Consider the following 24,360-nt stretch of genomic DNA (forward strand, 5'->3'; position numbering starts at 1 on the left):
CCGCTATTAAAGGACTTGTTGAAAGCAAGGCTTACCTATTTTCCATCAATATCACTCATAGCCAGCCCCTGGCAAATCAGCGTAAACAGGCTTGATAAAAAGAAAATAAATATTACTCTAACGCTGTGCGTATACCAGGAGTTGGCTGAAAGCTTTTGTAGTCAGTGGTCCATCAACTTACCCATAGGTTGCTGTAGTATGTTTTTAGAAAAGCTTGTTTTCTTAATATATATTTATTTGAAAAGCTTAACAAAACACCCAGCAGGATCAGATAGGTAAGCGCATAGCTTTTGCCCGATAGACTCTAATGCATAAATGTTATGCTGGCGATGCTGCGCAGAAAAGCAAGGAATTTTACTTCCCCAGCATAGGAAAAAGCTGCCTGATCATAGCTTCGTTGGGTTGGGTGCCGTATTCACAGACCTCAAAAGCTTCAGCATGTTTTACCTTCTCTGCTCTTTCCTGCCCATACCAACGTACCAATGCTTTCCGCATGCTGGGCGTAATTCTGGTAGTACGAGATGCCTTTAGCCACGCCTTACGCTGTGCCGGATCATCAGGCACTTCCTGACGGCCATAAATCCAGGGCAGCCACTCATAAAATTGTGACTTATGGGCATCCAATGCGTTGATCTTCTGGTCAAACACATCATCTATCGCCACAACGATGTCCGGCTGAAAGGGGTAAGGTTTGTCAAAGCCATCCTGTAAGTACATAAAGACCGGGTTTTTCTCCAAAGGAGGTGTATCGGGGCAGATATTAGGTACTGTGACCATAAAGGCAGCGTCTTGCACTAGTACGCCAGTATAGCGGTGGTCAGGGTGATAGTCATTGGTCCGATGAGAGATCACCAGGTCGGCATCCCATTTTCTGATTTCGCGAATGATCTGCTTACGTACATCCAGGCTGGGCACCAGTTCTCCATCATGGTTATCCAGTACCACATAAGCATCAATATCCATACGTTTGGCCGATTCGCGGGCTTCCTGCATCCGACGGATAGCCAAAGCTCCCCCCCCCTCGTTCTGGTGGCCGGCGTCCCCATTGGTAACGGCAACAAACTTCACTTCATGGCCCATTTTGGCCCATAATATGGCAGTGCCTCCCGCTTTGATATCCGCATCGTCGGGATGGCCTCCGATCACTACCACTCTTAGGATTTCGGATTGGGCTTGTACGAATAAGGTTGTCGAGATAAGAAGTAATAAGGCTATTGAAATATTTTTGAGCATAGGTAATTTATATTAATGTGATAAAGATAATATTTAATGGTGAATGATTAATGAGGTTTACCATTTGTCATCAATCTTTCCTTATCCATCATTGGTTAAAACTCATATTGGTCAAGAAAGGCTTTGATTTCCAGCTGAGTGGGTGCCGAAGGTTGTGCCCCCAGCTTGGTCGTAGACAGGGCTGCAGCGGCATTGGCATACTTGATCGCTTCGGCTAACTTCTTGTTTTCTACGAGTTGAGAGGCCAGCACCCCACAAAATACATCTCCGGCAGCAGTAGTATCTACCGGCTTCACCGGATAGGCTTCTATCATCTTTTGCTCTCTTTTGGTCATGTAAAAGACCCCACGGGAGCCCAGGGTGATGACGATCATTTCTGGCCCCATCTCCAGCAGTTTTTTAGCGGCTGCTGTTACCTGCTCTGGTGTTTCTACGGCTAATCCGCTGATCATAGCGGCTTCAGTCTCATTGACTGTCAGGTTGTAGAGCGGCTTCAGATGCTTTCTTTCCAAAGGCAGCGCAGGCGCAGGGTTAAGCATTACCTTTTTTCCCAGGCTGGCCGCCAGATCAATGATATATTCTACTGTTTCAAATGGTATTTCCAGTTGCAGCAGTATAAGCTCAGCAGCTGACAATAGTATTCTGCATTCGTCAATATAAGCAGGGCTCAGCTTATAATTAGCGCCGGGGGCTACGGCTATGCTGTTTTCTCCCTGCTGGTCTACCCAGATCAGTGCGGTGCCGGTAGGCGTGTTTTTGTTCTCCAGTATATAGTCGGTATTGATGCCACTATGCTTAAAATCCTGTATCATACTTTTCCCGAAGGCATCGTCACCGAGGGAAGAAATAAAGCTGACTTCCGCACCTGCCCGTGCTGCTGCCACTGCCTGATTGGCTCCCTTACCTCCATGTGCCTGGCTAAACTCGGCATCGCCTACAGTTTCTCCCGGCTTAGGCAGGTGACTGACTTTGGCAATTAAATCAATGTTAGAACTGCCGACTACGACAACTTGCTTGCCCATGCTATTTCATTTTTAGGTTGTGAGATGGTAGCAAATTAAGAAAATCACTTCAATCATTTAGTCCATTCGTGAGTTTATTGCTTAATTGCATGCCATGTCAGAAGTATTGCAGGGAAATATTGCCACTTATATCCTCAAGCAGTCGGGAGTTTTACTCTTGGGAGTACTGATGATGGCTTCGTTTATGCTGGTAGATGTATATTTTATCAGTCAGTTAGGAAGTGATGCGCTTACTGCCATTAGTTATGCAACACCTGTCATGACTTTACTGGTGAGTATGCTGCTGGGGGTAGGCGCAGGAATGGTGGTAGTGGTTTCTAATGCAGTGGGAAGAAATAAAGCCAATGCCCTGCATTCATTAATCATCAGCTGTTTGACCTTTGCGCTCAGCTTTGGCTTGTTGCTGTGGGGTGTGCTTGTCTTGGGAGATCGCTTACTTTTTGTACAATTAGGTGCCAGAAAAGAAGTGCTCAGACTGCTATTAGCGTATTTTGAGGTACTGATCCCCGGCATGTTTTTCCTTTGCCTGTTGGTCGCTGTAACCAGCCTTGCCCGCGCCTTGGGTAACCATAAGCTGCTAACCTATACCATGCTGGTATTGGTAGCCATCAATGCCCTGCTGGACCCCTTGTTAATTTTTGGTTTTCTGGGTTTTCCCAGGCTGGGAATAGCCGGTGCCGCATGGGCTACCAGTATTGCGGTCTTTATCAGTATGTGGCTGCCAGTACCTTATTTGTGGAAATCACTAAGAGAAGGCAATAACATAGCCTGGAACAAGATACGTAGTTTTCGCTGGAGGCCTATTGTAGTCATGGCTTTTCCTATTGCCCTTACCAATATTATGGTGCCGCTGGGTAATACACTCTTTGTCAAGCTGCTGAGTCATTTTGGTAATGCGGCAGTATCTGCTTATGGTGCAGGCTCAAGGATAGATATGCTGGTGGTACTCTCATTTACCTCATTAACGGCAGTGCTGGCTCCTTTTATTGGGCAGAACCTGGGCGCTGAAAAGACGCAGAGAGCCCATAAGGGTTTGCAGTATGGTATCACTTACGCTTTTATGCTTGGCATAATTGCCGCAGGGCTTATTGGTCTTTTTAAAGAGGACATCAGTGGGGTTTTTGCTACTAATCCTGCTACTTTCAGCGCATTAAATAACTATCTGGCTATTGTTCCCTGGGGGTATGCCGTCAATGGATTTGTCATGATTAGTCTGACAGTGCTCAATGTTTATCAGCGTCCCTGGTGGGCTACAGCTTTAGGCTTGAGCCATTTGTTTTTATTTTATTTACCCATAGCTTATGCGGCAGTACTGATGGATAGCTTTGATCTTGTGCTTGCTGCCTATCCCGTATCCCATGTGTTGGCTACAATAGTATTATATGTTCTTGTCAATAAAGTGAGCGCAGTCAAAATGTTAGAGGTAGAAGTTTCCGGGTAAAGGTATTTAATGTATTTTGGTGAACTTTATGTTCAATATTTGTTAAAATTAAATCATTTGTACTTCTACAGATGTAGTAAGCCCTTGATGAGCTGAGAATCCTTATGACACATAAATTAATAAGACAAGCTGAGACAAATCTACCGACGCGTTTTGGTACTTTCAAAATGATTGGATATGCTGAAGAATCAGATAACCCCATGCCTCACCTGGCAATGGTGAGCACGCAAACAGATCTGACAAAGCCTGTCTTGGTACGCATCCATTCTGAGTGTATGACAGGAGACGTATTTGGTTCTTTACGTTGTGATTGCGGTGAACAGCTGGATCAGTCCATGATGATGACCGGTAAAGACGGTGGGGTAGTGATCTACCTCAGGCAGGAAGGGCGTGGTATTGGGCTGATCAATAAAATGAAAGCCTACAATCTACAGGATCAGGGGCTTAATACTGCTGAAGCCAATGTGCATCTGGGTTTTGAGATAGATGAAAGAGACTACAGCATCGCTATTGAAATTTTAAGGGATCTGGGAGTAACTTCAGTGCTGCTCATGACCAACAATCCTGATAAGCTGGAAAGCCTCAAAAAGTCCGGAGTAGAAGTGTTAGGAAGAGTACCTATTGAGATAAAGCCTCATCAGGAAAATCTGGATTATTTACAGACCAAACAAAATCTTATGGGGCATCTTTTAGATATTAGCAAGTAAGTTTAAAGTTGAAGGTTAAAGGTTGAAAGTTTATAAATCTTCAACCTTTAACTTTTAGCCTCCAACCTTTTACTTAATATGGAAATTGAAGACTATTGGTCAGGTTTACTTTTACTTTCTGAAGCCATCAAAAATTCAGAAGAAACGATTGACTATTGCTTTCTACAGCTGGGTGCTGAACCTGAGGTGCGTATCAATCATCTGCCGGTACCGGTTAAAGGGAGCTTGCTCCTGATGATAATCACTAACCCTGAATTGGAAATCATGCACGAACAAGCCAGTATATTTAAGCTTGATGCCTTCTCTGTACAATTGGTTCAGAATATGGGCCTGCCAGATGATGTCCTTAATTTTATCAATGCCTATTTGCCTTACTGTTTTTTGTCATTACGAGCGAGGCAAATGCAAAGGGCCGTAGCTATTTCACATTTTGCTCAGACACTGGATGGAAAAATCGCTACACTGAGCGGGGACTCCAAGTGGATAGGTAATCAGGAGAACCTGACACATGCCCACCGGATGAGAGCGTTAACTGACAGTATTCTTATAGGAGCCAATACACTGAATTATGATCAGCCGGCGCTCACGGTAAGACTGGTAGAAGGTAAGAATCCTCAGCGAATTGTTATCTGCTCTTCAGATGCTGACTTCAGCAGCTTACAAAAACAATGTAAAGATGATGTCATCATTGTAGGTACCTGCGAAGATCCTCAGATTCCGCAAACTGAATTTTTTGCTTTCAAGGCTAATGCTAATGGCAGAGTAGATTGTCATGAACTGCTTCGTTTCCTTTTCAAACGTGGTATTTACTCTGTCTATATAGAAGGCGGAGCCACAACTACCTCCGGATTCGTAGAAGAGCGGGCTACAGATATCGTTCAGCTTCATATTTCACCCCTGATCTTCGGCTCGGGCATCAACAGCTTCAGCTTGCCGCAGATCGCTCAGGTAGAGGAAGCCATACATTTTGATAGCTTCTTTTTCCGTCCTATGGGTGATACTTTCATGTTCGTAGGAGCAATGAATATCCCAAAACATGGATAAGCCCAGCTTGGATAAGCCCAGCTTGGATAAGCCCAGCTTGGATAAGCCCAGCTTGGATAAGCCCAGCTCGCTATGGCACATCGCTGCTGACCAATCTGTTATTAAGAAGTCAGAATCAATTCCCGATAAGTCTGAATGTGTGATCAAAAGTCTTTACAGCCTTATAAGTACCGGAACGGAACGCCTGGTGGCCAGTGGGAAAGTACCAGTGGGTTTGCAGGAACATATGCAGGTGCCCTATATGGAAGGTAACTTTGGTTTACCGCTTAAATATGGATATTCACTGGTGGGCGAAGTTGTGGAAGGAACAGCTGAATTACAGGGCAAGACTGTGCATCTCATGCATCCTCACCAGGACGTATGTTACGTAAAGGCTGCTGATCTGTGTATTGTTCCTTCTGACATTCCGCCTGTACGTGCTACCCTGGCCAGTAATATGGAAACGGCACTTAATGCAGTCTGGGACTCTGAAGTAAGCATAGGGGATAAGGTGCTACTGGTGGGCTTTGGCATCATCGGTTCACTCACGGCAAGTCTGTTAAAGGACATCCCGGGTGTTGAGCTATCTGTTTTTGATAAAAATCAGCAGAGATGTGAAATGGCAGAGACGATGGGGTTTCGTGTGGCAGATGCTTTCCAGCCTTATGATATCGCTTTTCATTGCAGTGGTAGTGGAGAAGGTCTGCAGCTTTGTATTGATCAGGTGGGCAAAGAAGGAAAAGTCATAGAACTGAGCTGGTATGGTGAGCAGGAGGTCAGGCTTCAACTGGGGAAAAGCTTTCATTATCAACGTAAACAGATTATCAGCTCGCAGGTTTCTCAGATTCCTGTGAAGAAACAACATCGCTGGGATTATCAGAGGCGTAAAGCGGTAGTCATGGAATTACTAAAGAATTCCGAATATGATCAATATATTGGGGCTGTCATAGCTTTTGAAAAAGCTCCTGAGCTATTTGACAAATTAAAAAAAGGTGAACTCAGCGAACTAAGCTGGGCCATTGATTATACATAGCTTATCATCAGCTGAACTCTTTTTTACGAATATAGAACAACTTTTAACTCATAACTTTTAATTTACTCATGTACACTGTCACGATTCGCGACCATATGATGATTGCCCATTCTCTACCTTCCAAAGCCTTTGGGCCTGCCCAGAATCTGCATGGAGCTACCTATGTGGTTGATGCTGAGTTTAAATCTGCGAAACTTGATGAAAACAATATTGTGATAGATATAGATATAGCCACTAAAAAGTTACAAAAAGCTTTGGAGCCTCTGAAATATCAAAATCTTGATGAGTTGCCTCAGTTTCAGGGGAAGCTGACCACTACTGAGTTTCTGGCAAAGTACGTACATGAAGTAATTAGTAGTGAGATCAGAGATAGTTTCAAGGGTAGCCTTAAAATTACACTGGGAGAATCTCATGTAGCATGGGCAGCTTATGAGGGAGAAGTTGTTTAAGCCAATCTCGCTATGGGTGAGCCTCAGCCTTTAAACCAAAGCCTCTATTTTGTGCTCCCTCATGACCGGCATTTGCCGTCCGGGGGTAATGTTTATAATGAACAGCTGATGGCGGCACTTCGAAGGTATGGTCAGGACGTGGAGATTATGGAATTTTCTCATTATCGTAAAGCGATACTTCGTGACCAGGCAGGTTTTTACGCTGTTGACAGTCTTTTTGTAGAAGATATGAAGCCCTTACTGAATCATAATCCTCAGAGGGCTTTTTCTTTTTTTATACTACATCACCTTCAAAGTCTCTTTCCTCCTGCTGACTTAGATGCAGAACAGTATTTTGAAACCTATGAAAAGGAAGTGCTCAACTTCTTCCAGGGCTTTCTGTTGACAAGCGAATACTCCAAAAAATATCTGTTGGACAGAGGAATAAAAGCTCCCCTAATGGTAGTGGAGCCCGCATTAAGTTCATCAGTACAGCCTGCTATTGCGCTGAATTACCCACTCAAAACCCTGATGGTCGCTAATGTAATAGAACGTAAAGGCATACTGGCTTTTCTACAAGCTTTATCTACGCAAGTGAAGGAAGAAGATGAGTTCAAATTACACATCATTGGTCGTACTGATATGGAGCCTGCTTATTATGAAGCTTGTCTGAAGTTAGTAGAGACATCTGAGCTAAGCAATAAGGTTTACTTTTTGGGAGAGATGAGCCATGAAAACACGCTGAAGCAGTATGCGCAACATCATCTGTTCATTTCCGCAGCCCGGATGGAGACTTTTGGAATGGCTATACAGGAAGCCAAAGCTTACGGTCTGCCACTTTTACTGTGTAAAGGAGGAAATACTGAGCAGCATTTGACAAAAAGGGGAGGGATGCTTTGTCCAAATATTTTCAAATTAGCCGGAAATTTCATAGAATTATGTAGGAATGATGCGCTGATGCGTGAATTATGGCAGTCAGCAAAAGCTGAAAAAAATACTACTAATAGGTATACCTGGGATCAGGCAGCTGCTCATTTTTTAAAGTTATTTTCAGATTTTTACATCTAATACTATGCATATCAACTACGACGATCCTATTATGTGGCTGGACCATCGCTATGCATGTGATGCCGAAGCGCGAAACGCCAGTATTGAAAAGAAGTTTCTGGAGTTTTTTACCGAAAAAGAGGCCCTTACTATTCTGGATGCAGGATGTGGTACGGGATCAAACTTTCAATATTATTTTGATAAACTCCCCAGTCAACAGGAGTGGATATTTCTGGACTGTGAAAAAAACCTGCTGGAAGCCTGCCGTTCCAAACTTCATGAATTTGCTAAAAAAAATAAATACCAATACAAAGAACAGAACGGCACTATTCGTATAAAAGCAGGTAAGAAGCAGGCCAACATCCGTACCGTTGATGGGGAGCTTGCAGAGGTTGAGCAACATACAGACCTTAAAGAAACAGATGTCATCACTGCCAACGCACTTTTTGACCTTTTGAGTTATGATCAGTTTGATCATTTTGCCTGTAAGCTCTCTGCTTACAATGTTTGTCTGATGGCAACGCTCAATTATTACGAGACCTCTTTTCTCCCTTACTCCGAAGATGATGGCCGCTTTGTCCGGTATTTTCATACCCATATGACCCGTCCTCAAAAATTTGGTGCGGCTATGGGACCCAATTGTACCGAGGAGATGCTGGATCTGCTGGCTGAACATCAGATGATGATAGAGCAGGAGGGAAGTCAGTGGCATCTGAAGAGGTACGATACTACCATGCACCATTATCTGCTACACTTTTTTGAGCATGCCGTTCGCGATCTTAGCCTAAGCGATACTGAAATTTCAGAACTGGAAGCCTGGCTGGAAAATAAAAAAAGAATGTCACAGGATCATAAACTGGAGATCATTGTAGATCATAGTGATATTTTTGCTTTTCCCTGATGGCTAAGCCTGATAGCGGTTCTTCTTCAGCATTAGGTAAATATCTTTCATGAAAGAATAAGCGAGCATCGTAGTGGCGAAGAGCATCCCGGCGGTATAGACAGGGCGGGGGAGCACAAAACAGCCCATGATGGTGCCCATAAACCACATACCGATAAACCTTCGCCGGTAAGATTTGCTGAGACTGATATTTTCAATGTTAAAAAGATAAAGGATAAGTACAAAAGCATATCGCATGAGCCCGGGTATGATTACCCAGGCACCGGCAAGCGATTGTTCCATCAGAATGATACAAAAGGCCAATACAAAAAAAGCATCAGTCTCTTTGTCAAAAAAATCGCCGAATTCAGAAACTGTATTATGCTTTCGGGCAAAATAACCATCTAACCCATCTGCGATCAGAATCAAGATGCCCAGTACGAAAAAAGCAAGGGCAGGTAAATCATGCTGAAAGAATAGTAACAAAAGTATTCCAATTACTCGTGCAGCGGTGATTTGATTGGCTAGTCCTCCTGCTATTCCTAAGCTTTTCCAGAAAGGTCTGCCACCGTAGATAAAACTAGTGAAAAGCAGCATGCAAAGTACAGTAAATAAAACTACTGATTCCCAATAGAGAAAAAGAGCTACAAAAAGGCAGGCCGCAACAGCAAAGTATCGCGGCCATCGGCTGAAAAAACGATTGGTTAGAAAGTTTAAGCTAGAGTCTGCCTGCATATGTGTTAAGTGTAAACAAACTTAACCAATCAGGCAAATAATTGTGTTGAATGGTTTCTTACTTTATATTTTTGCTCATACAGGTAGGTAAATACTATCTCTCTGTAAAAGTACGGAACTAAGTTCCTCACTAGAGTACTGGGCCTGTTCCTGTGGCGGAACTTAGTTCCATAAATTTCCATACAAGATTTGCGAACTATTCACCGAGTTGTACTACTGCTTTGACAAATACTCGGCAATTGCTTTTAGGCTTTGTGAAATGTCATCCATTTTGGCTACGGCATGACCCATGCCATTATCACCATAGCCTTTACTTTGCTGGTTTTTGAGGAAAATCTTTTTGATCTCCTGCCAGCGTTGTACTTCTTCTTCAGAAATGCGCTTCGTCATTTCTTTGAATTTCAGCAAATTGGCTTCTGCACCAGTGGTGAGTGTCTGTGCTTCATTTTCGTAGTGTGACATGATCAGGGTGTGCAATTCTGAGTCGTTCATGATCGGCTGCACCTTCTCGGCAATTTTGTTCATATCACGATAAGAGCCCTGGAGCTTGAAGGGCGGTTCAGTACGATACGCATCCGCCTGAGCAGCAGAATGTATGTACTCCATATTGACTCGCAGTACCGTATCTCTGACTAGCAAAAGCTTTTTGAGTACAGCTACATACGCATTGACCTCTTCCGCAGCATGATTGGCTTCAAAGCTGATGTCTTCCCGACTGTCGCTTTCAGCAATTTTGATCATGGCATGGATATCTTTCTGGCTTTTACTGGACAGTTTGTGCAAAACGGGATTGGCAGTCAGGCAGTTTTCCACATAACTCAGCTTAAAGTCTTCGGCTGCATCTCCGGTAATATCCCCCAGGTTGTAAATATCAGCCCGGTTGGAAAGCATATCCGGTATCTGAAATTTTTCACCACTTTCAGTATAAGGATTCCCTGCCATCACAACACAGACTTTCTTAGCCCGGAAATCATAGGTTTTGCTTCTGCCTTTATAGACACCTTCTATTTTGCGTTGCGCATCACAGAGAGAAATGAACTTCTGCAGAAACTCTGGATGACAATGCTGTATGTCGTCCAGGTAAATCATCACATTATCTCCCATTTCAAAAGCCAGATTAAGCTTGTGTAACTCTTCTCTGGCAGCCGCATTAGGCGCAGCCTCAGGGTCAACCGATGTCACAGCATGTCCGATGGCCGGTCCGTTGATTTTCATCAAAATGATACCCAAACGATTGGCGATGTATTCCATCAGCGTGGTCTTGCCATAACCTGGAGGAGAGATTAAAAGCAGCATGCCCATACGGTCAGTACGTTTGTTCTCTCCTGCGGCACCGATCTGCTTGGCAAGGTTGGTCCCAATCAATGGAAAGTACACTTTATCAATCAGGCGGTTGCGTACAAAAGAACTCATCACCTTGGGTTTGAAAGATTCCAGTTTCAGCGCTTCTTCAAACTGATGGCTAAGTTGTTTCTTGAGCGTTTGATAATGAGTAAAGGCAGGAACATCTAGGGTGCTAAAGTTTTGCAGCTTTTTCATGAACCGGATGTAGTGCAGATGGTAATTTCCTTGCTCAATCAGGGGATGACTACCTTGCATTTCGCTCAATTCAGTTTCCAGGCTGGCACTTTGAGTTGCATAAGGATGCTTTCCTTCCGCAAACAGCAGATAGGCTGCCTCCTCCGCATAGATTTCAGCGTGCTTGCTGTTCTGGTTCCAGGAAAGTACCCATTTTCGGATCAACTCAAACTGGGTGTAGGGATGATCTTTCAGGCTTTTTACAGAATTACGATAGGCCTCCTGACTTTTGCTTCTTTCAAGGTGTTTGAGAAATGCTTCTTTCTGTGTAGCTGCTTCTTCTACGAAGGTAAACTCATCGTCACTCGCCAGTTCTTCAAACAAATAATGAGCAGCTTCCTCTGACAGACTTATGTCAAACAAGCGGATTTCTTGTATAAACTGGCTGAGTTCGTTAGCGATCAGGGCGATCAGCTCAGCGAAAGCGGAACTGTTGGGAAACACTTTCAAAATGGCACCCGCCCCTTTTAGCTGATGGTTGATAAAATTCTTTTGCTCAGCTTTAAGATAGTAGTTCCAGCACAAGGCAGCACAGATGCGGGCAGGTGAGGCGTAGCGCAACAGTCCCGCCTGTTGGTGGATATTGAGCAAATTTTTGAGCATCAGGCTGGCATCCTGATCATGTATGCCTTTGACATAAGCTTCTTCATAGCGGGAAGTCATGAACTGTTGCACATGGACTTTCAGCTCATCATCAGAAAAAGCAGTGAGTTCGGGGAGAGAAAGCGTCTTCCTTTCCTGGGCTGCTTTGAAAATCTGATATGCCAGATATTCTCCCCGGTACACGCTTTCATTCTCCGATACTAGCGATTGTTCCCAGTAGGGACGGTAACTCAGTAGCTCTTTATTCTCAACTGGCTCATAAAAATTGGTGCCGGTAAGATGGTAAAATAACTTTTCATTTTTGATCAAAGTGGTCAGTGCCAGGCTGGAAGTGGTGACCAGAAAAGTATGGTTGCCAAAACGAATGGTATTACCACCTTCGGCAAAAATCTCCGAACGATCACGAATCTGCCGGATGGTATCTTCTTTCAAGCCTTTGAGTTTACTCTGAATATCCTCTGCCTTGGTGGTATCTTCCAGGGCTTTAAGTTCTTCAATGAGACTGTTCACTTTACCCACCATCAGGTCAGAAGCAAAGTAACCGTTCAATTCATTGACTGAGCCGATATTTTGTGCCCGATTGGCAATGGCTTTCAAAATGCGCTCAGCGGATTGGGCCAGGGCATTGGCTCTTTTGTTTCTGGCTTCTACCAACTGTACTTTACGGGCTTCAAAGGCATTATAAAGTTCTTCTCTAAGGTCATTGATCTGCGCAATGAACTCTTCAAACTCAGCAAACTTCCCCTCCAACTCTTCCAACTGTACCATGAGTTTGTTGAGGTATTCATCACAGCGTGAAGGCGTGTCTGCGACATCCAGATAGCTAAGCATGGCCTGGCTGACCAATTTCTTTTGTGCCTCAAACTCTGCTTTACCTTCTACACTCAGCAGTGCTTTCTTTTTGCGTTTCTGGAAAGCTTTAACCTTGTTAAACTCAGCAAAGAGTACCGAAATACGGTCAATGATCCGGGTGGTGAGTGTGGCATCTTCAATTTTCAGGTTGCTGACAATTTCCACCAGCATCTCCAGGTCGGTAGAGCTTTGCTGAATATCCTGCTCAATCTTGTCGGCATCTACTACTTTGTTGAGATTATCTATCGCCTGCTGTATTTGCTCAATTTTCTTCTGATAGGGAAGCAGGGCGTTTTCTTTGGATAAAAAGCGGATGCAATCATGGGCTACTTTCTCAGTGATTTCCTGAAGTTGAATTTCATATGCTTTGACAACCTTGAGGTCAATAAAGCGCAAATCTGCCAGGGAAACCATTTCACCTCGTACTTGCCGTAGCGCATTCAGATGACTGACAAAATCATTGATATGCTCATAACGGGTGAGCTTTACTTTTTTAAGCAACTGCTCGGTAGCCCGGGCGGTTATTGTAAGCTGCTCATTCGTTTGTCTGCGGATGCTGATGACTTTTTCATATTCCTCAATAGCCGCCGCCGCCGTATCCCTGATCTGACTGATGGGCTCACCCACTTGAAAGGCATCGGCTTTGTCCAGCCAGTAATAGGCTTCCAGAATGGTAGAAGCCTGCTTCTTCAGGTCTACGTAGAGGTTTTCATAGTTTTCTCCTTTGTCTATCAGCTTGATCAGCAACTGGCTTTCGGCCATCAGGCGGACAATATCTTTGTTACCTACTTTGTAGAGGTAGGAATCGTTTTGCTGAGCAATGGCGAAATCCGGTGCTACAAAAGGAGTCTGCCAGATACGGATAGCATGGTGTTTTTTGGGGTCCTGATCCGCATTAAAATAGCACAGCTCACCATTGTCAAAGATGGCGTAGCCGTGGCAGATGATAGGCGTACTGATCTGTTGGGTAATTACGTTGTAAAACAACAGCTGGTAAATGCCCTGTGCCCGATTATAAAAAACGTACAGAAAATCTTCTCCATTGGGCGAAAGAATCTTTTTCTCAAAGCGCAGATTAGTTAGGTCATTTTCAAAGATCCTGATGGCTCCGGTTTGGAGGTAGTAGCCATTAGGAAATAAAATTCCCTGATCATCTGGTAATAACAGGCAGGCATCTTCCAGCGCATCTATTCTTTTGACTTCTTGTAACTTGGCATTGAAGACCAGATAGCGGTACTCTTTTTCCTGATACGGTCTGATTTTGAGCAATACCAGATTCTCGAGTACAGCATAATAAATTTCTACATCATCTAAAGTCTGGTCAGGGTCTTCCACTTCTTCGTGGTAGATACCCTGTCCACTATCGGTATTGTCTTCTACTTTGATGGTAAGATCGCCATGCAGGGTTTCCACAAACACTTTATCCTCAATGGAAATATGGGGGAATTTCCCTTTGCGGTGGGCATCCCGGGAAACGCGTCGCCAGCGAAATTCATGCTGCTCCGCCGGTTTGATCTCCAACTCACTGCGATCATCCAGATACACCAGCTGCCTGCCTTGTATCTGCCACTTGAAAGCTTTAATATCATCCAGCCCCTTGCTGATGCGGAATACCATGTAGAGGTAGGGACCTGATAATACAAAGCGAGTGAAAATGGTATCTTTGTAATACTTATACAGCTTCTGAAAGTCATCTGCAAAGCCTGAGTGATTAATCAAGTCATACCCCTGCTCCTGGAAGCTATGCTCATGATAACTGTAAATACTGAATACATCCGACAGTTCCACATGCGTTTTTAAACCCAGGTGGACATTATATCCGAAAATAAAGTTATCGCCCAAAGCTACCATATCGTGGGGAACACAATTATTAGCAGTATGTATTCGCTCGGTGGTGAGTAGGGTGGTTTCCAATGAGCCGAAAACTTCTTTTCGGGCTTCATTGAGCTGCTCCAGCCTTTTCTGAAGCTCGTTTTTGCTTTGGTTGAGCCGATTTTGCAGTACTTCGTAAGCACCGTTTTCTATCTGGGCTTCTGCTGTAGTAGTTGTAGGGTTTTGCATAACTGGAGCAGTGTTGGTGTACAGGTTAAAGGCTAAAAAAAGTAGAACGACTGATCTCATTTGAGCCTGTCGTTCTACTCACACTTCATTTATGGGTCAGAGCTTAATGCTTTGCACCGGCTGATCGGCCATACCGGCTGATTGAGCTACTGCAAGTAGCTTGCTCAGCTCATCCTTGACACCTGGCTGATCAGCTTTGTTCATCATTTTGTAGAGCAGTGCCGACACCGTCAGGTTTTTCAGGTCTTCTGAGTTCATGCCGAATTGCCCGATGAACTTTCTGAGGTTTTCACCAAAAGAGGTACTTCCGTTACCATTTCCCAGCAGATTATTTTTGAGTCCGGTAAGGGCCTGGCTGTTGCCGATCATGCCGTCAATGGCTTTGCCTTTGGCAATGGAGCCCATGATCTGGTCAAAGAGCATAGTTTCTCCACCGATGATGTCAATCTTAGCGGTTTTTAAAGCATCACCGATGACTTGAGCCTGGGCATCGGCAATGTCTTTCTGTATATTGATCTTCGCCATTTCCAGTATCTTTTCGGTTTCCAGTCTGAGCCTGAATTCCTCATGATCTTTACCGGCACCATCCAGTGCCTGCATGGCTTGTGCTTTTTCTTTGATACCACTCGCTTCGGCTTTCATTTTTTCCTGTAGTACACGTGCTTCCGCCATGCCGTGCTTTTCTTCGGCAGCGGCTTTCTCCTGAATCACATCAGCATCGGACTTGCCTTTTTCACGATTTATTTTGGCGGCAACAAGTCCGAGTTTTTCGTCGGCTTCTGCCTGTGCCTGAGCACGCATGCGTATTCCTTTAGCATCAGCTTCTGCCTGCGCCTCAATGACGCCGGCTTCTGCTTCTCCCTCTTTCTCACGGGCGGCGGCTTTGGCTTCCATGACCTGTGCCTCAGACAAACCAATGGCTGCTTTCTGAGCGGCTTCAGCTTCGGCCATGGTTTTGATGGCCTTCGCTTTATGCGCAGCAGAATCTTCTTCAGCCTGAGCATCAATCATGAGTTGCCTGGCGCGGTGTTCAGATGCCTCCTTGGCCGCTTCAGCAGATTTGATTTCTTTCACCAGCGCTTCCTGAGCGTCACGCTCGGCATTCTTGATGGCTACCAGTTTGTTTCTTTCCGCTTCTGCCATCGCACGGGTGTCTTTGATCTTTTCTTCTTCTTCAACTGTTGCTTTTTCTACGATCACCCGTTCACGAATCACATCCTGAATATTTTTGCGCTCTTCTTCCAGTGCTTTTTCTTTCTCTATTCTGGCCAGTTCTACTACCCGCTCACGCTCAGTAGCCTCCAGCATACGGGCCTGCTCTACCCTTTCCTGTTCTATGGCATCAGCACGTTCTTTGTTGCGCTGGGCAACTAGTATCTGACGTTCTTTATTTTGCTCGGCTACACCGACTTCTTCTTCGGTCAGGATGCGAGCACCTTCAGATTTTTTGTGTTCCTCCTGTCTTACTTTTTCTCTTTCTGCTGCTTCTCTCGCTCTGATATTAGACACCTCACGCTGCTGTCTTTCCTGCTTTTCTATTAACTGCCTTTCTAACTCCAGTATGGTTTCTTCTGCTTCTACATCCTGCTTCTTCAGGGTCTTTCTTTTCTCATTCTCAATCAGGTTGGATTGAACCTTCTGCTGGGCAGTCAAGTCTATGATCTTTTTGATACCTTCAGAGTCCAGGATATTTTCAGCATTCAGATGCTCTATGGGCGTTTGCTCCAGATAGTCTATGGCGCAGTCGTCCAGAATGTAGCCATTTAAGTCGGTGCCAATTTCTTCCAGAATTTTTTCCTTGAATTTGGCACGAGAATTATACAGTTCTACAAATTCAAAGTGCTTTCCTACTGTTTTGAGCGCTTCAGAGAATTTGGCGTCAAACAGCATTTGCAATTGTTCCTGGTCAGAAGCGCGGGCACACCCGATAGACTGTGCCACATGGATTACGTCTTCGGTGGTCTTGTTAACCCGGATGAAAAAGGATACCTTGATGTCGGCACGCAAATTATCTCTGCAAATCAGGCCATCTCTTCCCAAGCGTGATATTTCCATGGCCTTCAGGGTGATGTCCATGAATTCCAGCTTGTGCAGAACTGGCACCACAAAAATACCAGAGAAAGAGACTTTTACGTCACCCAGTCCTGTCCGCACCAGGGCTTCCCCCTGTACGGCTTTGTTGTACATTTTGATGACAAAGGCGATGAGGCCGATGATGAAGACTGCGCCAATAATAAGTAGCGCATAGAGCATTTGTTGTTCCATGATGGTTCGTTTTTAGGGTGTTATGAATAGCGCTAAGCTATATATGGTTCTATGAGGTAGACATTACTATCTGGTATGTATTCTAGTACGATGGCAGTATCTCCGCTAAACAAATTGACACCATCATCGGTAACGACATTCAATAATAGAGGGGCTCCGCTGGTGTTGATTCTGGCTTGTCCGGCTTTGATATTCGTTGCATTGGTCATCAGAGTACAGATTTTACCAATTTGCCTTTCCCCCTGGTCATAATTACTATCCAGATGACTGAAAAGCTTAACAAAAGGCTGGGTAGCAAATTTCGCGATAAACGCACTGACAATCAGTATGGGAACTAAGAGCACAAGTGACAACATGAAAGACTGATTTTCCAGATAGTAGTTAGTCATCACTGAGATAGCCCACATCGGGACGATCAGAAAGGTCATAAAAACCATGAAAGGTAGCTGGCCCAGGTTGAAAAAAGCCAACACATGGTTGAGCCAGGATACCGAAATTTCTCCATCAACGTCCGTCTCCATATCCACATCTATGTCAATGGAATCTACATCTATCGCTCCTAAAATCACTACGATCCAATAGACCAGCACAAAAATGAGCAGGGCAGTCGGGATAATGTTGGGTGCGGCGACAGCGGCGTTGAAAAGATCATTCATGACTAAGGGGTGTTAGGGTTAATACCTAATTTTTGTTTGAGTTCCTGTAATTTCTGCGAAGAACCTGCCTGATCATCACCTATGGCTTTGTCTATTTCATCATCAATAGTCTTAGGTTCGGCAGCGATTTCCCCATAAGACTGTGCCAGAGCTTCTTCCTGTTCGACTTTGTTCTTCATACGCTCCAGCATAGATACAGTACCTGAAGTGTCAATTTTGGCCAGTTGCTTGTTCATCGTCTTGGTGGCAGTACTTACTTTCATGCGTGCTTTAAGTGTGCGCAGTTCATTTTCCCACTGACTGATATTAGATTTGAGCGAATTGATATTATGTTCCAATTTTAGCACGGATTCATCATATTTTTTCTTTTCAGTAGTCAGATTTCTTACCTGCTGCTCAGCCTGTTCTTTTTTATTCAAAGCTTCAGAAGCCAGGCGGTCAGCTTCCTGCTGGTTCAGTTCTCCGCGCTGTGCTTTCTGCAGTAAAAGAATGGCCTTCTTTTCGTACTGGCTGTTGACCTCCTGCTGCTGTGTCAACTCTCTCTGGGTACGAATGGATAAGGCTTTTACTTCAGCTAAAGCGTGCAAAGCTTTATCCAAATCTACTCGCATGTCGCGTATTCCCTGCTCAGTGAGCTTGATTGGGTCTTCCAGTCGATCTATGGCTGAATGAGTTTCAGCTTCTCCTACTTTTAAAATTCTTCTAAAGATGTTCATGTCTATAATGATTAGTGTTAATAATTTTGAGTTACTTTTTTGTTGAAATTTCTATGATTTGCTGCGTAAACTCACTGAGTAAAAGGCCCAGGGAGTTGAAGGTAGATTCCAGTTCATCCAGATCCAGGGTTTCCAGTACCAGCGTGTCACGGAAAATCAGTTTGGTGCCCGAAATATCCAGGGCAAAAGCGCCATGGATAATGTCACGATTCTTCTGCAATAACATGCGGTATGTTTCCAGACTCAGCTGTTTGATTTCGCAGAGATACTGCTCCATAATCAGGATAGGATCTGCGCAGCATAATACCATATGGCTGACTCCTGTATCTTCATTGTCAATGATCAGGATGCCTTCTTTCTCACTTTCCTCAACTATCTCATAGTTAAGTTCGGTCAGGTAGTTTTTAACTTTGGTAAATGAAGGGTTCATTGTATTTGTCATTTACATAGTGTTTACGTATAATTGCTAATAAAGTTAGCATAACTAATATAATTTGCAAAAAAAAATGTCAACGATTGGAAAAAATATTAAAAAGATAAGAGCTGTTAAAAAGATCAGCCAGGCTGCATTCGCGGAAATGTTCAATTTATCTAGAGGGACAGTAGGTTCTTATGAGGAGGAGAGGGCAGAACCTAAAATAGAAACGATTATACAAATTGCTCAAAAATTTGGCTTGTCTATTGATATATTGCTTACCAAAGAATTGACAGTTAATGAGCTCTTTAAATTTGATTTGTTCAAACACGAAAAAAACAATCAAAAAATTCAACTGGAAGTAGATAAAGATGAACAGGAAGAAGCTACACCTTTAGTGAAAAGTGCTCAACGCATTGAATACATAGTTAATTATCAGAATAAGGATTTTATCAATCGTCTCCCTTTTATAAGACTGCCTAACACCAGGCAAAAAAAATCCAGAGCTTTTGAAGTTGGAGGTGATGCCATGAACTGGCTTGATAAAGGTTTGCAAGCCGGTGATATTCTCTCTTGCTACCCCATATCTCAGCCCTTTGGGAAGCAACTGAAGGGGGGATTTGTATATGTTGTGGTCACAGAAAAAGACATTTACATAAGACGTTTTAGCCGGGCTGATAAACAGTTACATTTTAGTCCGGATAACCCTCAGGCAGAAGTTTTGAAGTTAGAAGAAAAAGAAATTCTTGAGCTATGGCAGGTTGAAGGCTTTTATAGTACAATCTTAACTCCCCCTATACTTATTGAGGAACGTATTTCTTTACTGGAAAAAAAGGTAATTGCCATTGAAAGGAAGCTTAACCTTTGAGGTGCATAATTTCCGTGTAACCATAATAACTAAGTATGTATTTTTAAAGCTGTACCTAACCATATTCAGGGTGAAATTACTTTAAATTTGAAGTATTAAGATTTACCCACACCACCGATTACAGTCTTTTGAAGGTATCTGAAGGTTGTAGTTTTGAAAGTATAAAATCTGGATTTTTGGAATCTATTTTGAACTATTACCCTTTTTTTGTTAATAGCTGCTAAGTGATGCTATTTCTAAATTGATATATTAGCCGCATCAAGTAAATGAAAATAAATTTTACCTTTCACATTTTCAGTTCGCATGAAAGATGAGGAATTATGAATAATCAATTTGATCATCTTAATCAACTCTCCAAGAAGCAACTTATCAGCTTACTTCAGCAACAAAAAGAAGCAGCTTCTGCCAAGCTCTCAGAAGGAAAAAATACAGACTTATTTTATCAACAAATCTTTGAAGCCACTCCTGATGCATTATTACTTGTTCTGCAAGAAGACAAGATCATAAAAGAATGCAATGAGCGTGCAGTACGGCTGTTTGAACTGGATTGTAAAACTCAGCTTATTGGTGAACAGGAAAGTTTATTCATTCATAAAAAGCAGCTGATATTTAATGATGAAAGGCCTGAAGAGGTTGAATATCTTAGCAAAAAGAACAACTGCTTTTGGGGCGTCAGAGAAGCAAGAAATATACATCTGCATGGTCAGGATTATCAGCTGGTCAGGATTACCGACATAACAGCAAAAAAAACAGTGGAAAAGGACTTAGCCTTTGATAAAGCAAGGTTAAAGATGCTGATTGAGTACACTGACGATCTGGCTTGGTCAATTGATAAAAATCTCGTTGTCACAGAATTTAATGCCAAAGCAAAGGCAATTGCTCAAAAATTTGCAGAGGTACATCTCCAATTAAATGAAGCTTTTTTCCCTCCCAATACTAAGCAAAGATCAAGAAAAGAGGTATGTTGGCGAAATTATTTTAGCAGAGTATTGTCAGGAGAAAAATTTACGGTACAATATTATTTTCATCATGCAGGCAAAGACCATTATTATGAGTTTCATTTTCATCCTATAAAAAATAAGCAGGAAGTAATTGGTGCTACGATATTTGGTCGGGATATTTCTGAAAGAAAAGAGCAGGAAGAAAGACTCAGGTATACCGAAAATCTGTTCAAAAGTGTTGTAAACACACAGCATGAAATGATTTGTAGGTTCAAACCAGATACTGAAATCACCTTTGTTAATCATGCCTGTGTCAGGCATTTAGGTAAACCGGTGATGCAACTGTTAGGCAAAAAGTTTCTGGAACTGGTACCTGCAGAAGAGCAGCAGACATTTGCCAAAGGGCTAAAGCAAACTGCCAAAGAAGGTAAGCCCTCTTCTTACAAATACATCAAGGAGAGTTCAGAAGGGCAGCGTTGCTGGCACCATTGGACTATTATTCCGGTATACAGTCATGATGGTATTCTTGAAGAATATCAGGCAGCAGGGCTGGATATTACTTCCCGGATGATAGCTGAACATAAACTTAAAGCGAGCGAAGAAAAGTTTCGCACACTCGTACTTGCAGCGCCAGTAGGTATTTTCTTAACTAACAAAAAGGGGTATTGCACCTGGACAAACAAAAGGCTACAGGAAATTGGTGGTTTTTCATTTGAAGACGCGCTAGGTGATGGTATTTTCCAAAATTTGCACCCTGAAGACAAATCACAGATTTTTCGGCTGTGGTATGAGTATAAAGATAATGATGTACTGTTTCATAAAAAGGTAGAATGCAGGTATCTGCATAAATCGGGGGAAATGCGCTGGATATTTGTGACCTTCACACCATTAACCTCAGAAGATGAAAGAGTAATAGGCTTTGTAGGTATAGTAGAAGACTTTACTGATAGAAAGAAATACGAAAATGAGCTGATAAGTACCAAGCGTGAACTTGAAGAAGCACTTAGTGCGAAGGATGAGTTTTTATCTGTGATGAGCCATGAGATAAGAACTCCCCTAAACACGATTATTGGCTTGTCACACCTGCTAAAAGAAAAAGATCACCTGCAATCACAGGAACAAGAGCTTGCTACCCTTAGTTTTTCTGCAGATCACTTGCTTACATTAATCAATGATGTATTAGATTTCTCAAAGCTGAAGGCTGGAAAACTAGTACTCGAAAATATTCCTTATGATATCCATGATCTGGTAAAACAAATAGTACAGCTATTTCAGGTACAGGTTAATGATAAGGCAGTTTCTTTAAATCTTGAGATTGATGAGAAGCTACCTGTAATGATGTCTGGAGACCCTACTCGTATAAGTCAGATCCTCAATAACTTATTAAGTAATGCCGTAAAGTTTACCGAAGAGGGAGAAATCAATGTTCGCTTGAAGAAAAAAAATAATGATAGGTTCAGCATTACAGTACAGGATAGTGGGATCGGTATGTCTGATAAAGAGCAAAGCCAGATATTTGAAGCCTTTACACAGGCAAACTCAGCAACGAACAGAAAATATGGTGGCACAGGCTTGGGTCTCACCATTACAAGAAAACTGATAGCATTACTGGGTGGAAATTTGAGCCTAACCAGTAAGCCTGGAGTCGGTACGACTTTTATTCTTGATTTTCCATTAACCCAGTTGCACTCAAGCAAGATAAGTGATGAAGAGCTGATAGGAGATGAAAAACAATTAAAAGGCTTACGTATTCTGTACGTAGATGACATTCAGGCCAATCAGTTTTTGATGAAAAGCTTTTGTAAACATTGGGGCATTACATTAGTGTTGGCTTCAAGTGGTCATCAGGCAATAGAGATCATGAAGTCAATCCAGAAGTTTGACGTTGTTTTGATGGATATTATGATGCCGCTTATGGATGGTTATGAAACCTCTCAACGAATCAGGAAGATTAATGGGGACTATTTCAAAAACATACCGATTATTGCTGTAACCGCTTCGGTTTCCAATAAAGAGGCAAAAAAATATTTGCGGTTTGGTATGAATGATTTTTTAGAGAAACCAATAAAACCTCGCGACTTACTTAAAAAGCTTAATACAAACCTTCCAAAAGGGGAAAAAAAACTGCCCGATGCCTATGAAAATGGCAATAAAAATATGTTTATGCTGCTGGAAGAGTATCATGCTCAAAACCCTGAAGAGTATGTCAACCTTCTGGAGACTTCACAAAATAACATTCAACACTACCGCAAGCTGATTTTATCTACGCTTGATAAAAAAAGAGAGGAAGAGTTCCGAAATCAAAGTCATAACCTCATCAATTTATTGGCTCCTTTCGGGCAGGATGACTTTATAGCATTGCTAAGAAACAATGCGCATAGAGTTAAAAATGATACTATTAGTTTTAAGGAAGAACTGGAGCAGGCATTTCAGAAATTGTTTATAAACTTGGAGCACAAAAGCCTGAAAAGTAAAAACCTGCTCAAATGAGCAGGTTTTACTCCTAAACTACCTAAACTATGAGAAACAATTCTGTGTGCTCTGTTCATATGGGATATGAACTTGAGTACCTTACAAAGGTGGCTTGGTTTTTAGGAATTTCATATTAACGAAAACACATAATAGCACGAGTGTAAGGCATTGTCGATATTATGTGTTTTTCTAAATGTGACACAAAATTACTGGAATGGAAAATTTCCTATAGGTTCATTAATTGTTCTGCTCTTAGACCGGTTTGAAATTTATTTCGGCTCTTCCTCAATTTTTCTGTACATTTTAAATGGCAAAAACCTGTTTTTTTATCATTGTATTTGACTACAAATTACGCTAAGCTGTTATCAAGGAATAAGTTGAGTTCCTGCTTCATTATAGGTAATTGATGTAATTTTTTGACTGAACGCGTCATTAAATGATGTTTTCGTACAAATGCGCGACTTCGCCATCAATTTAAGGCTCTGTAGCAATGCCAAAGTGGCCCTGTAAATCAAAAAAATTGAATTGGTAAGACTGAAAAGTTTTGCTAACTCTTTCAGTGAGTCGTAGTTATCATACACAAAATCAAATTAATGTTAAACTGTTAAATGAGGTATACAAATCGATTGATTACCTCTTGATAAATTTTTTTAAATGAGTAATATATCAGAAGTCAAAATACATCAATCTGTTGCGATTTTAGTAGATGGGAATAATATTGAAATCAGCTTGCACAAGCTGTTTAAGAGTGATGACATTATGATCAATTTTGACACGCTTATTCCAAAGCTACTGAGTGAGCGCGGTCTCAATCGCTTGATTTACTTTAGAGAAGGAGAGAGTATCTCTTCCAAGCTTGCCGAACGGCTGCATAAATACTACTACGGTTCAGTAGTACCCTGTTATAAGGGAGCCGATATACCATTGAGCATCAAAGCAACACAACTGGCCCATAAAGTGGATACAATAATTATACTTTCCGGAGATGCTGATTTTGTAGAGTTGGTACGACATCTCAAATCTGAAGGCGTGAGGGTAGAAATCGCGGCTGTTGAGCAGACGACTGCGGAAATCCTCATAGAAGAAGCAGATTATTTTACCCCCATCACTAAAGAAGACTGTTTTGAGTATAAACCTTTAGGAAAAAAAGGTTAGCAGATACGTAATGGTCCATGTATGTTTACCAGAAAATTTGATGCATTAATTGGTGAAATAGTATGAGTCATGCTAAATATTAAAATAATGCATCGTTTTATTGTGAAATGCTTATAATAAATTTTATCGTTTTGTATTTTTTATTTCTTCTTTTTAAAGTATCTGGAGTAAGTTTTTTGAAAAAAAATCATCATATTGAATAAGCTTCCTTTCTGACCATTCTATCTGC

The 24,360-nt window shown here is 42.4% G+C and carries 18 protein-coding genes; 10 read left to right on the forward strand and 8 right to left on the reverse strand.

Annotated features, from left to right (window positions below; translation table 11 throughout):
- Positions 1 to 354: 354 nt before the first annotated feature.
- Positions 355 to 1,233, reverse strand: a complete 879-nt coding sequence (locus OKW21_RS04420) for a PIG-L deacetylase family protein (RefSeq protein WP_277477692.1) — start codon at positions 1,231 to 1,233, stop codon at positions 355 to 357.
- 95 nt (positions 1,234 to 1,328) lie between these two features.
- On the reverse strand, positions 1,329 to 2,255 hold the full coding sequence (gene rbsK / locus OKW21_RS04425) for a ribokinase (RefSeq protein ID WP_277477693.1): 927 nt from the start codon (positions 2,253 to 2,255) through the stop codon (positions 1,329 to 1,331).
- A gap of 94 nt (positions 2,256 to 2,349) precedes the next feature.
- Between rbsK and OKW21_RS04430 the strand changes: the two genes are divergently transcribed.
- From OKW21_RS04430 to OKW21_RS04460, 7 genes are all read left to right on the forward strand, one after another.
- Entirely contained in the window at positions 2,350 to 3,696 is a 1,347-nt protein-coding gene (locus OKW21_RS04430) for an MATE family efflux transporter (RefSeq protein ID WP_277477695.1), read from the forward strand.
- Between the two features lie 104 nt (positions 3,697 to 3,800).
- The gene (ribA, locus tag OKW21_RS04435) at positions 3,801 to 4,403 is read left to right on the forward strand and encodes a GTP cyclohydrolase II (protein WP_277477697.1); all 603 of its coding nucleotides are present in this window, start codon (positions 3,801 to 3,803) and stop codon (positions 4,401 to 4,403) included.
- 78 nt (positions 4,404 to 4,481) lie between these two features.
- Complete coding sequence (locus tag OKW21_RS04440) at positions 4,482 to 5,447, forward strand: RibD family protein (RefSeq protein WP_277477699.1); 966 nt, start codon at positions 4,482 to 4,484, stop codon at positions 5,445 to 5,447.
- Entirely contained in the window at positions 5,440 to 6,459 is a 1,020-nt protein-coding gene (locus OKW21_RS04445; protein WP_277477700.1) for a zinc-dependent alcohol dehydrogenase, read from the forward strand. Before OKW21_RS04440 ends, OKW21_RS04445 begins: the two co-directional genes overlap by 8 nt.
- 68 nt (positions 6,460 to 6,527) lie before the next feature.
- Positions 6,528 to 6,908: a 6-pyruvoyl trahydropterin synthase family protein gene (locus OKW21_RS04450; RefSeq protein ID WP_277477702.1), complete on the forward strand. Its 381-nt coding sequence runs from the start codon at positions 6,528 to 6,530 to the stop codon at positions 6,906 to 6,908.
- Positions 6,909 to 6,920: 12 nt separating this feature from the next.
- Positions 6,921 to 7,955, forward strand: a complete 1,035-nt coding sequence (locus OKW21_RS04455) for a glycosyltransferase family 4 protein (protein WP_277477704.1) — start codon at positions 6,921 to 6,923, stop codon at positions 7,953 to 7,955.
- A gap of 4 nt (positions 7,956 to 7,959) precedes the next feature.
- Positions 7,960 to 8,835, forward strand: coding sequence for a hypothetical protein (locus OKW21_RS04460; protein WP_277477706.1), 876 nt, complete (start codon positions 7,960 to 7,962; stop codon positions 8,833 to 8,835).
- 3 nt (positions 8,836 to 8,838) lie between these two features.
- On the opposite strand, the gene OKW21_RS04465 is transcribed toward OKW21_RS04460, so the two are convergent.
- From OKW21_RS04465 to OKW21_RS04490, 6 genes are all read right to left on the reverse strand, one after another.
- Positions 8,839 to 9,411 carry a CDP-alcohol phosphatidyltransferase family protein gene (locus tag OKW21_RS04465; protein WP_277477708.1) on the reverse strand — a complete coding sequence of 191 codons (573 nt, stop codon included), beginning with the start codon at positions 9,409 to 9,411 and terminating at the stop codon, positions 8,839 to 8,841.
- Between the two features lie 351 nt (positions 9,412 to 9,762).
- The gene (locus OKW21_RS04470) at positions 9,763 to 14,643 is read right to left on the reverse strand and encodes a DNA repair ATPase (RefSeq protein ID WP_277477713.1); all 4,881 of its coding nucleotides are present in this window, start codon (positions 14,641 to 14,643) and stop codon (positions 9,763 to 9,765) included.
- A gap of 96 nt (positions 14,644 to 14,739) precedes the next feature.
- A complete protein-coding gene (locus OKW21_RS04475; protein WP_277477714.1) occupies positions 14,740 to 16,908 on the reverse strand; it encodes a flotillin family protein in 2,169 nt (722 codons plus the stop codon).
- 32 nt (positions 16,909 to 16,940) lie between these two features.
- Complete coding sequence (locus tag OKW21_RS04480; protein ID WP_277477717.1) at positions 16,941 to 17,564, reverse strand: hypothetical protein; 624 nt, start codon at positions 17,562 to 17,564, stop codon at positions 16,941 to 16,943.
- A 2-nt stretch (positions 17,565 to 17,566) separates the two neighbouring features.
- Positions 17,567 to 18,280, reverse strand: a complete 714-nt coding sequence (locus tag OKW21_RS04485) for a PspA/IM30 family protein (RefSeq protein WP_277477719.1) — start codon at positions 18,278 to 18,280, stop codon at positions 17,567 to 17,569.
- A 31-nt stretch (positions 18,281 to 18,311) separates the two neighbouring features.
- Positions 18,312 to 18,722, reverse strand: coding sequence for a YbjN domain-containing protein (locus OKW21_RS04490; RefSeq protein WP_277477720.1), 411 nt, complete (start codon positions 18,720 to 18,722; stop codon positions 18,312 to 18,314).
- A gap of 64 nt (positions 18,723 to 18,786) precedes the next feature.
- On the opposite strand from OKW21_RS04490, the gene OKW21_RS04495 reads away from it, so the two are divergent.
- The 3 genes from OKW21_RS04495 (at position 18,787) to OKW21_RS04505 (ending at position 24,131) form a co-directional block, all read left to right on the forward strand.
- A complete protein-coding gene (locus OKW21_RS04495; protein ID WP_277477722.1) occupies positions 18,787 to 19,563 on the forward strand; it encodes an XRE family transcriptional regulator in 777 nt (258 codons plus the stop codon).
- Between the two features lie 320 nt (positions 19,564 to 19,883).
- On the forward strand, positions 19,884 to 22,994 hold the full coding sequence (locus OKW21_RS04500) for a PAS domain-containing hybrid sensor histidine kinase/response regulator (protein ID WP_277477724.1): 3,111 nt from the start codon (positions 19,884 to 19,886) through the stop codon (positions 22,992 to 22,994).
- Between the two features lie 636 nt (positions 22,995 to 23,630).
- Entirely contained in the window at positions 23,631 to 24,131 is a 501-nt protein-coding gene (locus OKW21_RS04505; RefSeq protein WP_277477728.1) for an NYN domain-containing protein, read from the forward strand.
- The last annotated feature ends 229 nt before the right edge of the window (positions 24,132 to 24,360 follow it).

This window comes from Catalinimonas alkaloidigena (assembly GCF_029504655.1).
Taxonomy (GTDB): domain Bacteria; phylum Bacteroidota; class Bacteroidia; order Cytophagales; family Cyclobacteriaceae; genus Catalinimonas; species Catalinimonas alkaloidigena.

What these genes read in the sequence shown, in the direction of transcription:
- OKW21_RS04420 (WP_277477692.1), bottom strand. Translation starts at nt 1,233, where the DNA reads ATGCTCAAAAATATTTCAATAGCCTTATTACTTCTTATCTCGACAACC.
- rbsK (WP_277477693.1), bottom strand. Translation starts at nt 2,255, where the DNA reads ATGGGCAAGCAAGTTGTCGTAGTCGGCAGTTCTAACATTGATTTAATT.
- OKW21_RS04430 (WP_277477695.1), top strand. Translation starts at nt 2,350, where the DNA reads ATGTCAGAAGTATTGCAGGGAAATATTGCCACTTATATCCTCAAGCAG.
- ribA (WP_277477697.1), top strand. Translation starts at nt 3,801, where the DNA reads ATGACACATAAATTAATAAGACAAGCTGAGACAAATCTACCGACGCGT.
- OKW21_RS04440 (WP_277477699.1), top strand. Translation starts at nt 4,482, where the DNA reads ATGGAAATTGAAGACTATTGGTCAGGTTTACTTTTACTTTCTGAAGCC.
- OKW21_RS04445 (WP_277477700.1), top strand. Translation starts at nt 5,440, where the DNA reads ATGGATAAGCCCAGCTTGGATAAGCCCAGCTTGGATAAGCCCAGCTTG.
- OKW21_RS04450 (WP_277477702.1), top strand. Translation starts at nt 6,528, where the DNA reads ATGTACACTGTCACGATTCGCGACCATATGATGATTGCCCATTCTCTA.
- OKW21_RS04455 (WP_277477704.1), top strand. Translation starts at nt 6,921, where the DNA reads ATGGGTGAGCCTCAGCCTTTAAACCAAAGCCTCTATTTTGTGCTCCCT.
- OKW21_RS04460 (WP_277477706.1), top strand. Translation starts at nt 7,960, where the DNA reads ATGCATATCAACTACGACGATCCTATTATGTGGCTGGACCATCGCTAT.
- OKW21_RS04465 (WP_277477708.1), bottom strand. Translation starts at nt 9,411, where the DNA reads ATGCTGCTTTTCACTAGTTTTATCTACGGTGGCAGACCTTTCTGGAAA.
- OKW21_RS04470 (WP_277477713.1), bottom strand. Translation starts at nt 14,643, where the DNA reads ATGCAAAACCCTACAACTACTACAGCAGAAGCCCAGATAGAAAACGGT.
- OKW21_RS04475 (WP_277477714.1), bottom strand. Translation starts at nt 16,908, where the DNA reads ATGGAACAACAAATGCTCTATGCGCTACTTATTATTGGCGCAGTCTTC.
- OKW21_RS04480 (WP_277477717.1), bottom strand. Translation starts at nt 17,564, where the DNA reads ATGAATGATCTTTTCAACGCCGCTGTCGCCGCACCCAACATTATCCCG.
- OKW21_RS04485 (WP_277477719.1), bottom strand. Translation starts at nt 18,280, where the DNA reads ATGAACATCTTTAGAAGAATTTTAAAAGTAGGAGAAGCTGAAACTCAT.
- OKW21_RS04490 (WP_277477720.1), bottom strand. Translation starts at nt 18,722, where the DNA reads ATGACAAATACAATGAACCCTTCATTTACCAAAGTTAAAAACTACCTG.
- OKW21_RS04495 (WP_277477722.1), top strand. Translation starts at nt 18,787, where the DNA reads ATGTCAACGATTGGAAAAAATATTAAAAAGATAAGAGCTGTTAAAAAG.
- OKW21_RS04500 (WP_277477724.1), top strand. Translation starts at nt 19,884, where the DNA reads ATGAATAATCAATTTGATCATCTTAATCAACTCTCCAAGAAGCAACTT.
- OKW21_RS04505 (WP_277477728.1), top strand. Translation starts at nt 23,631, where the DNA reads ATGAGTAATATATCAGAAGTCAAAATACATCAATCTGTTGCGATTTTA.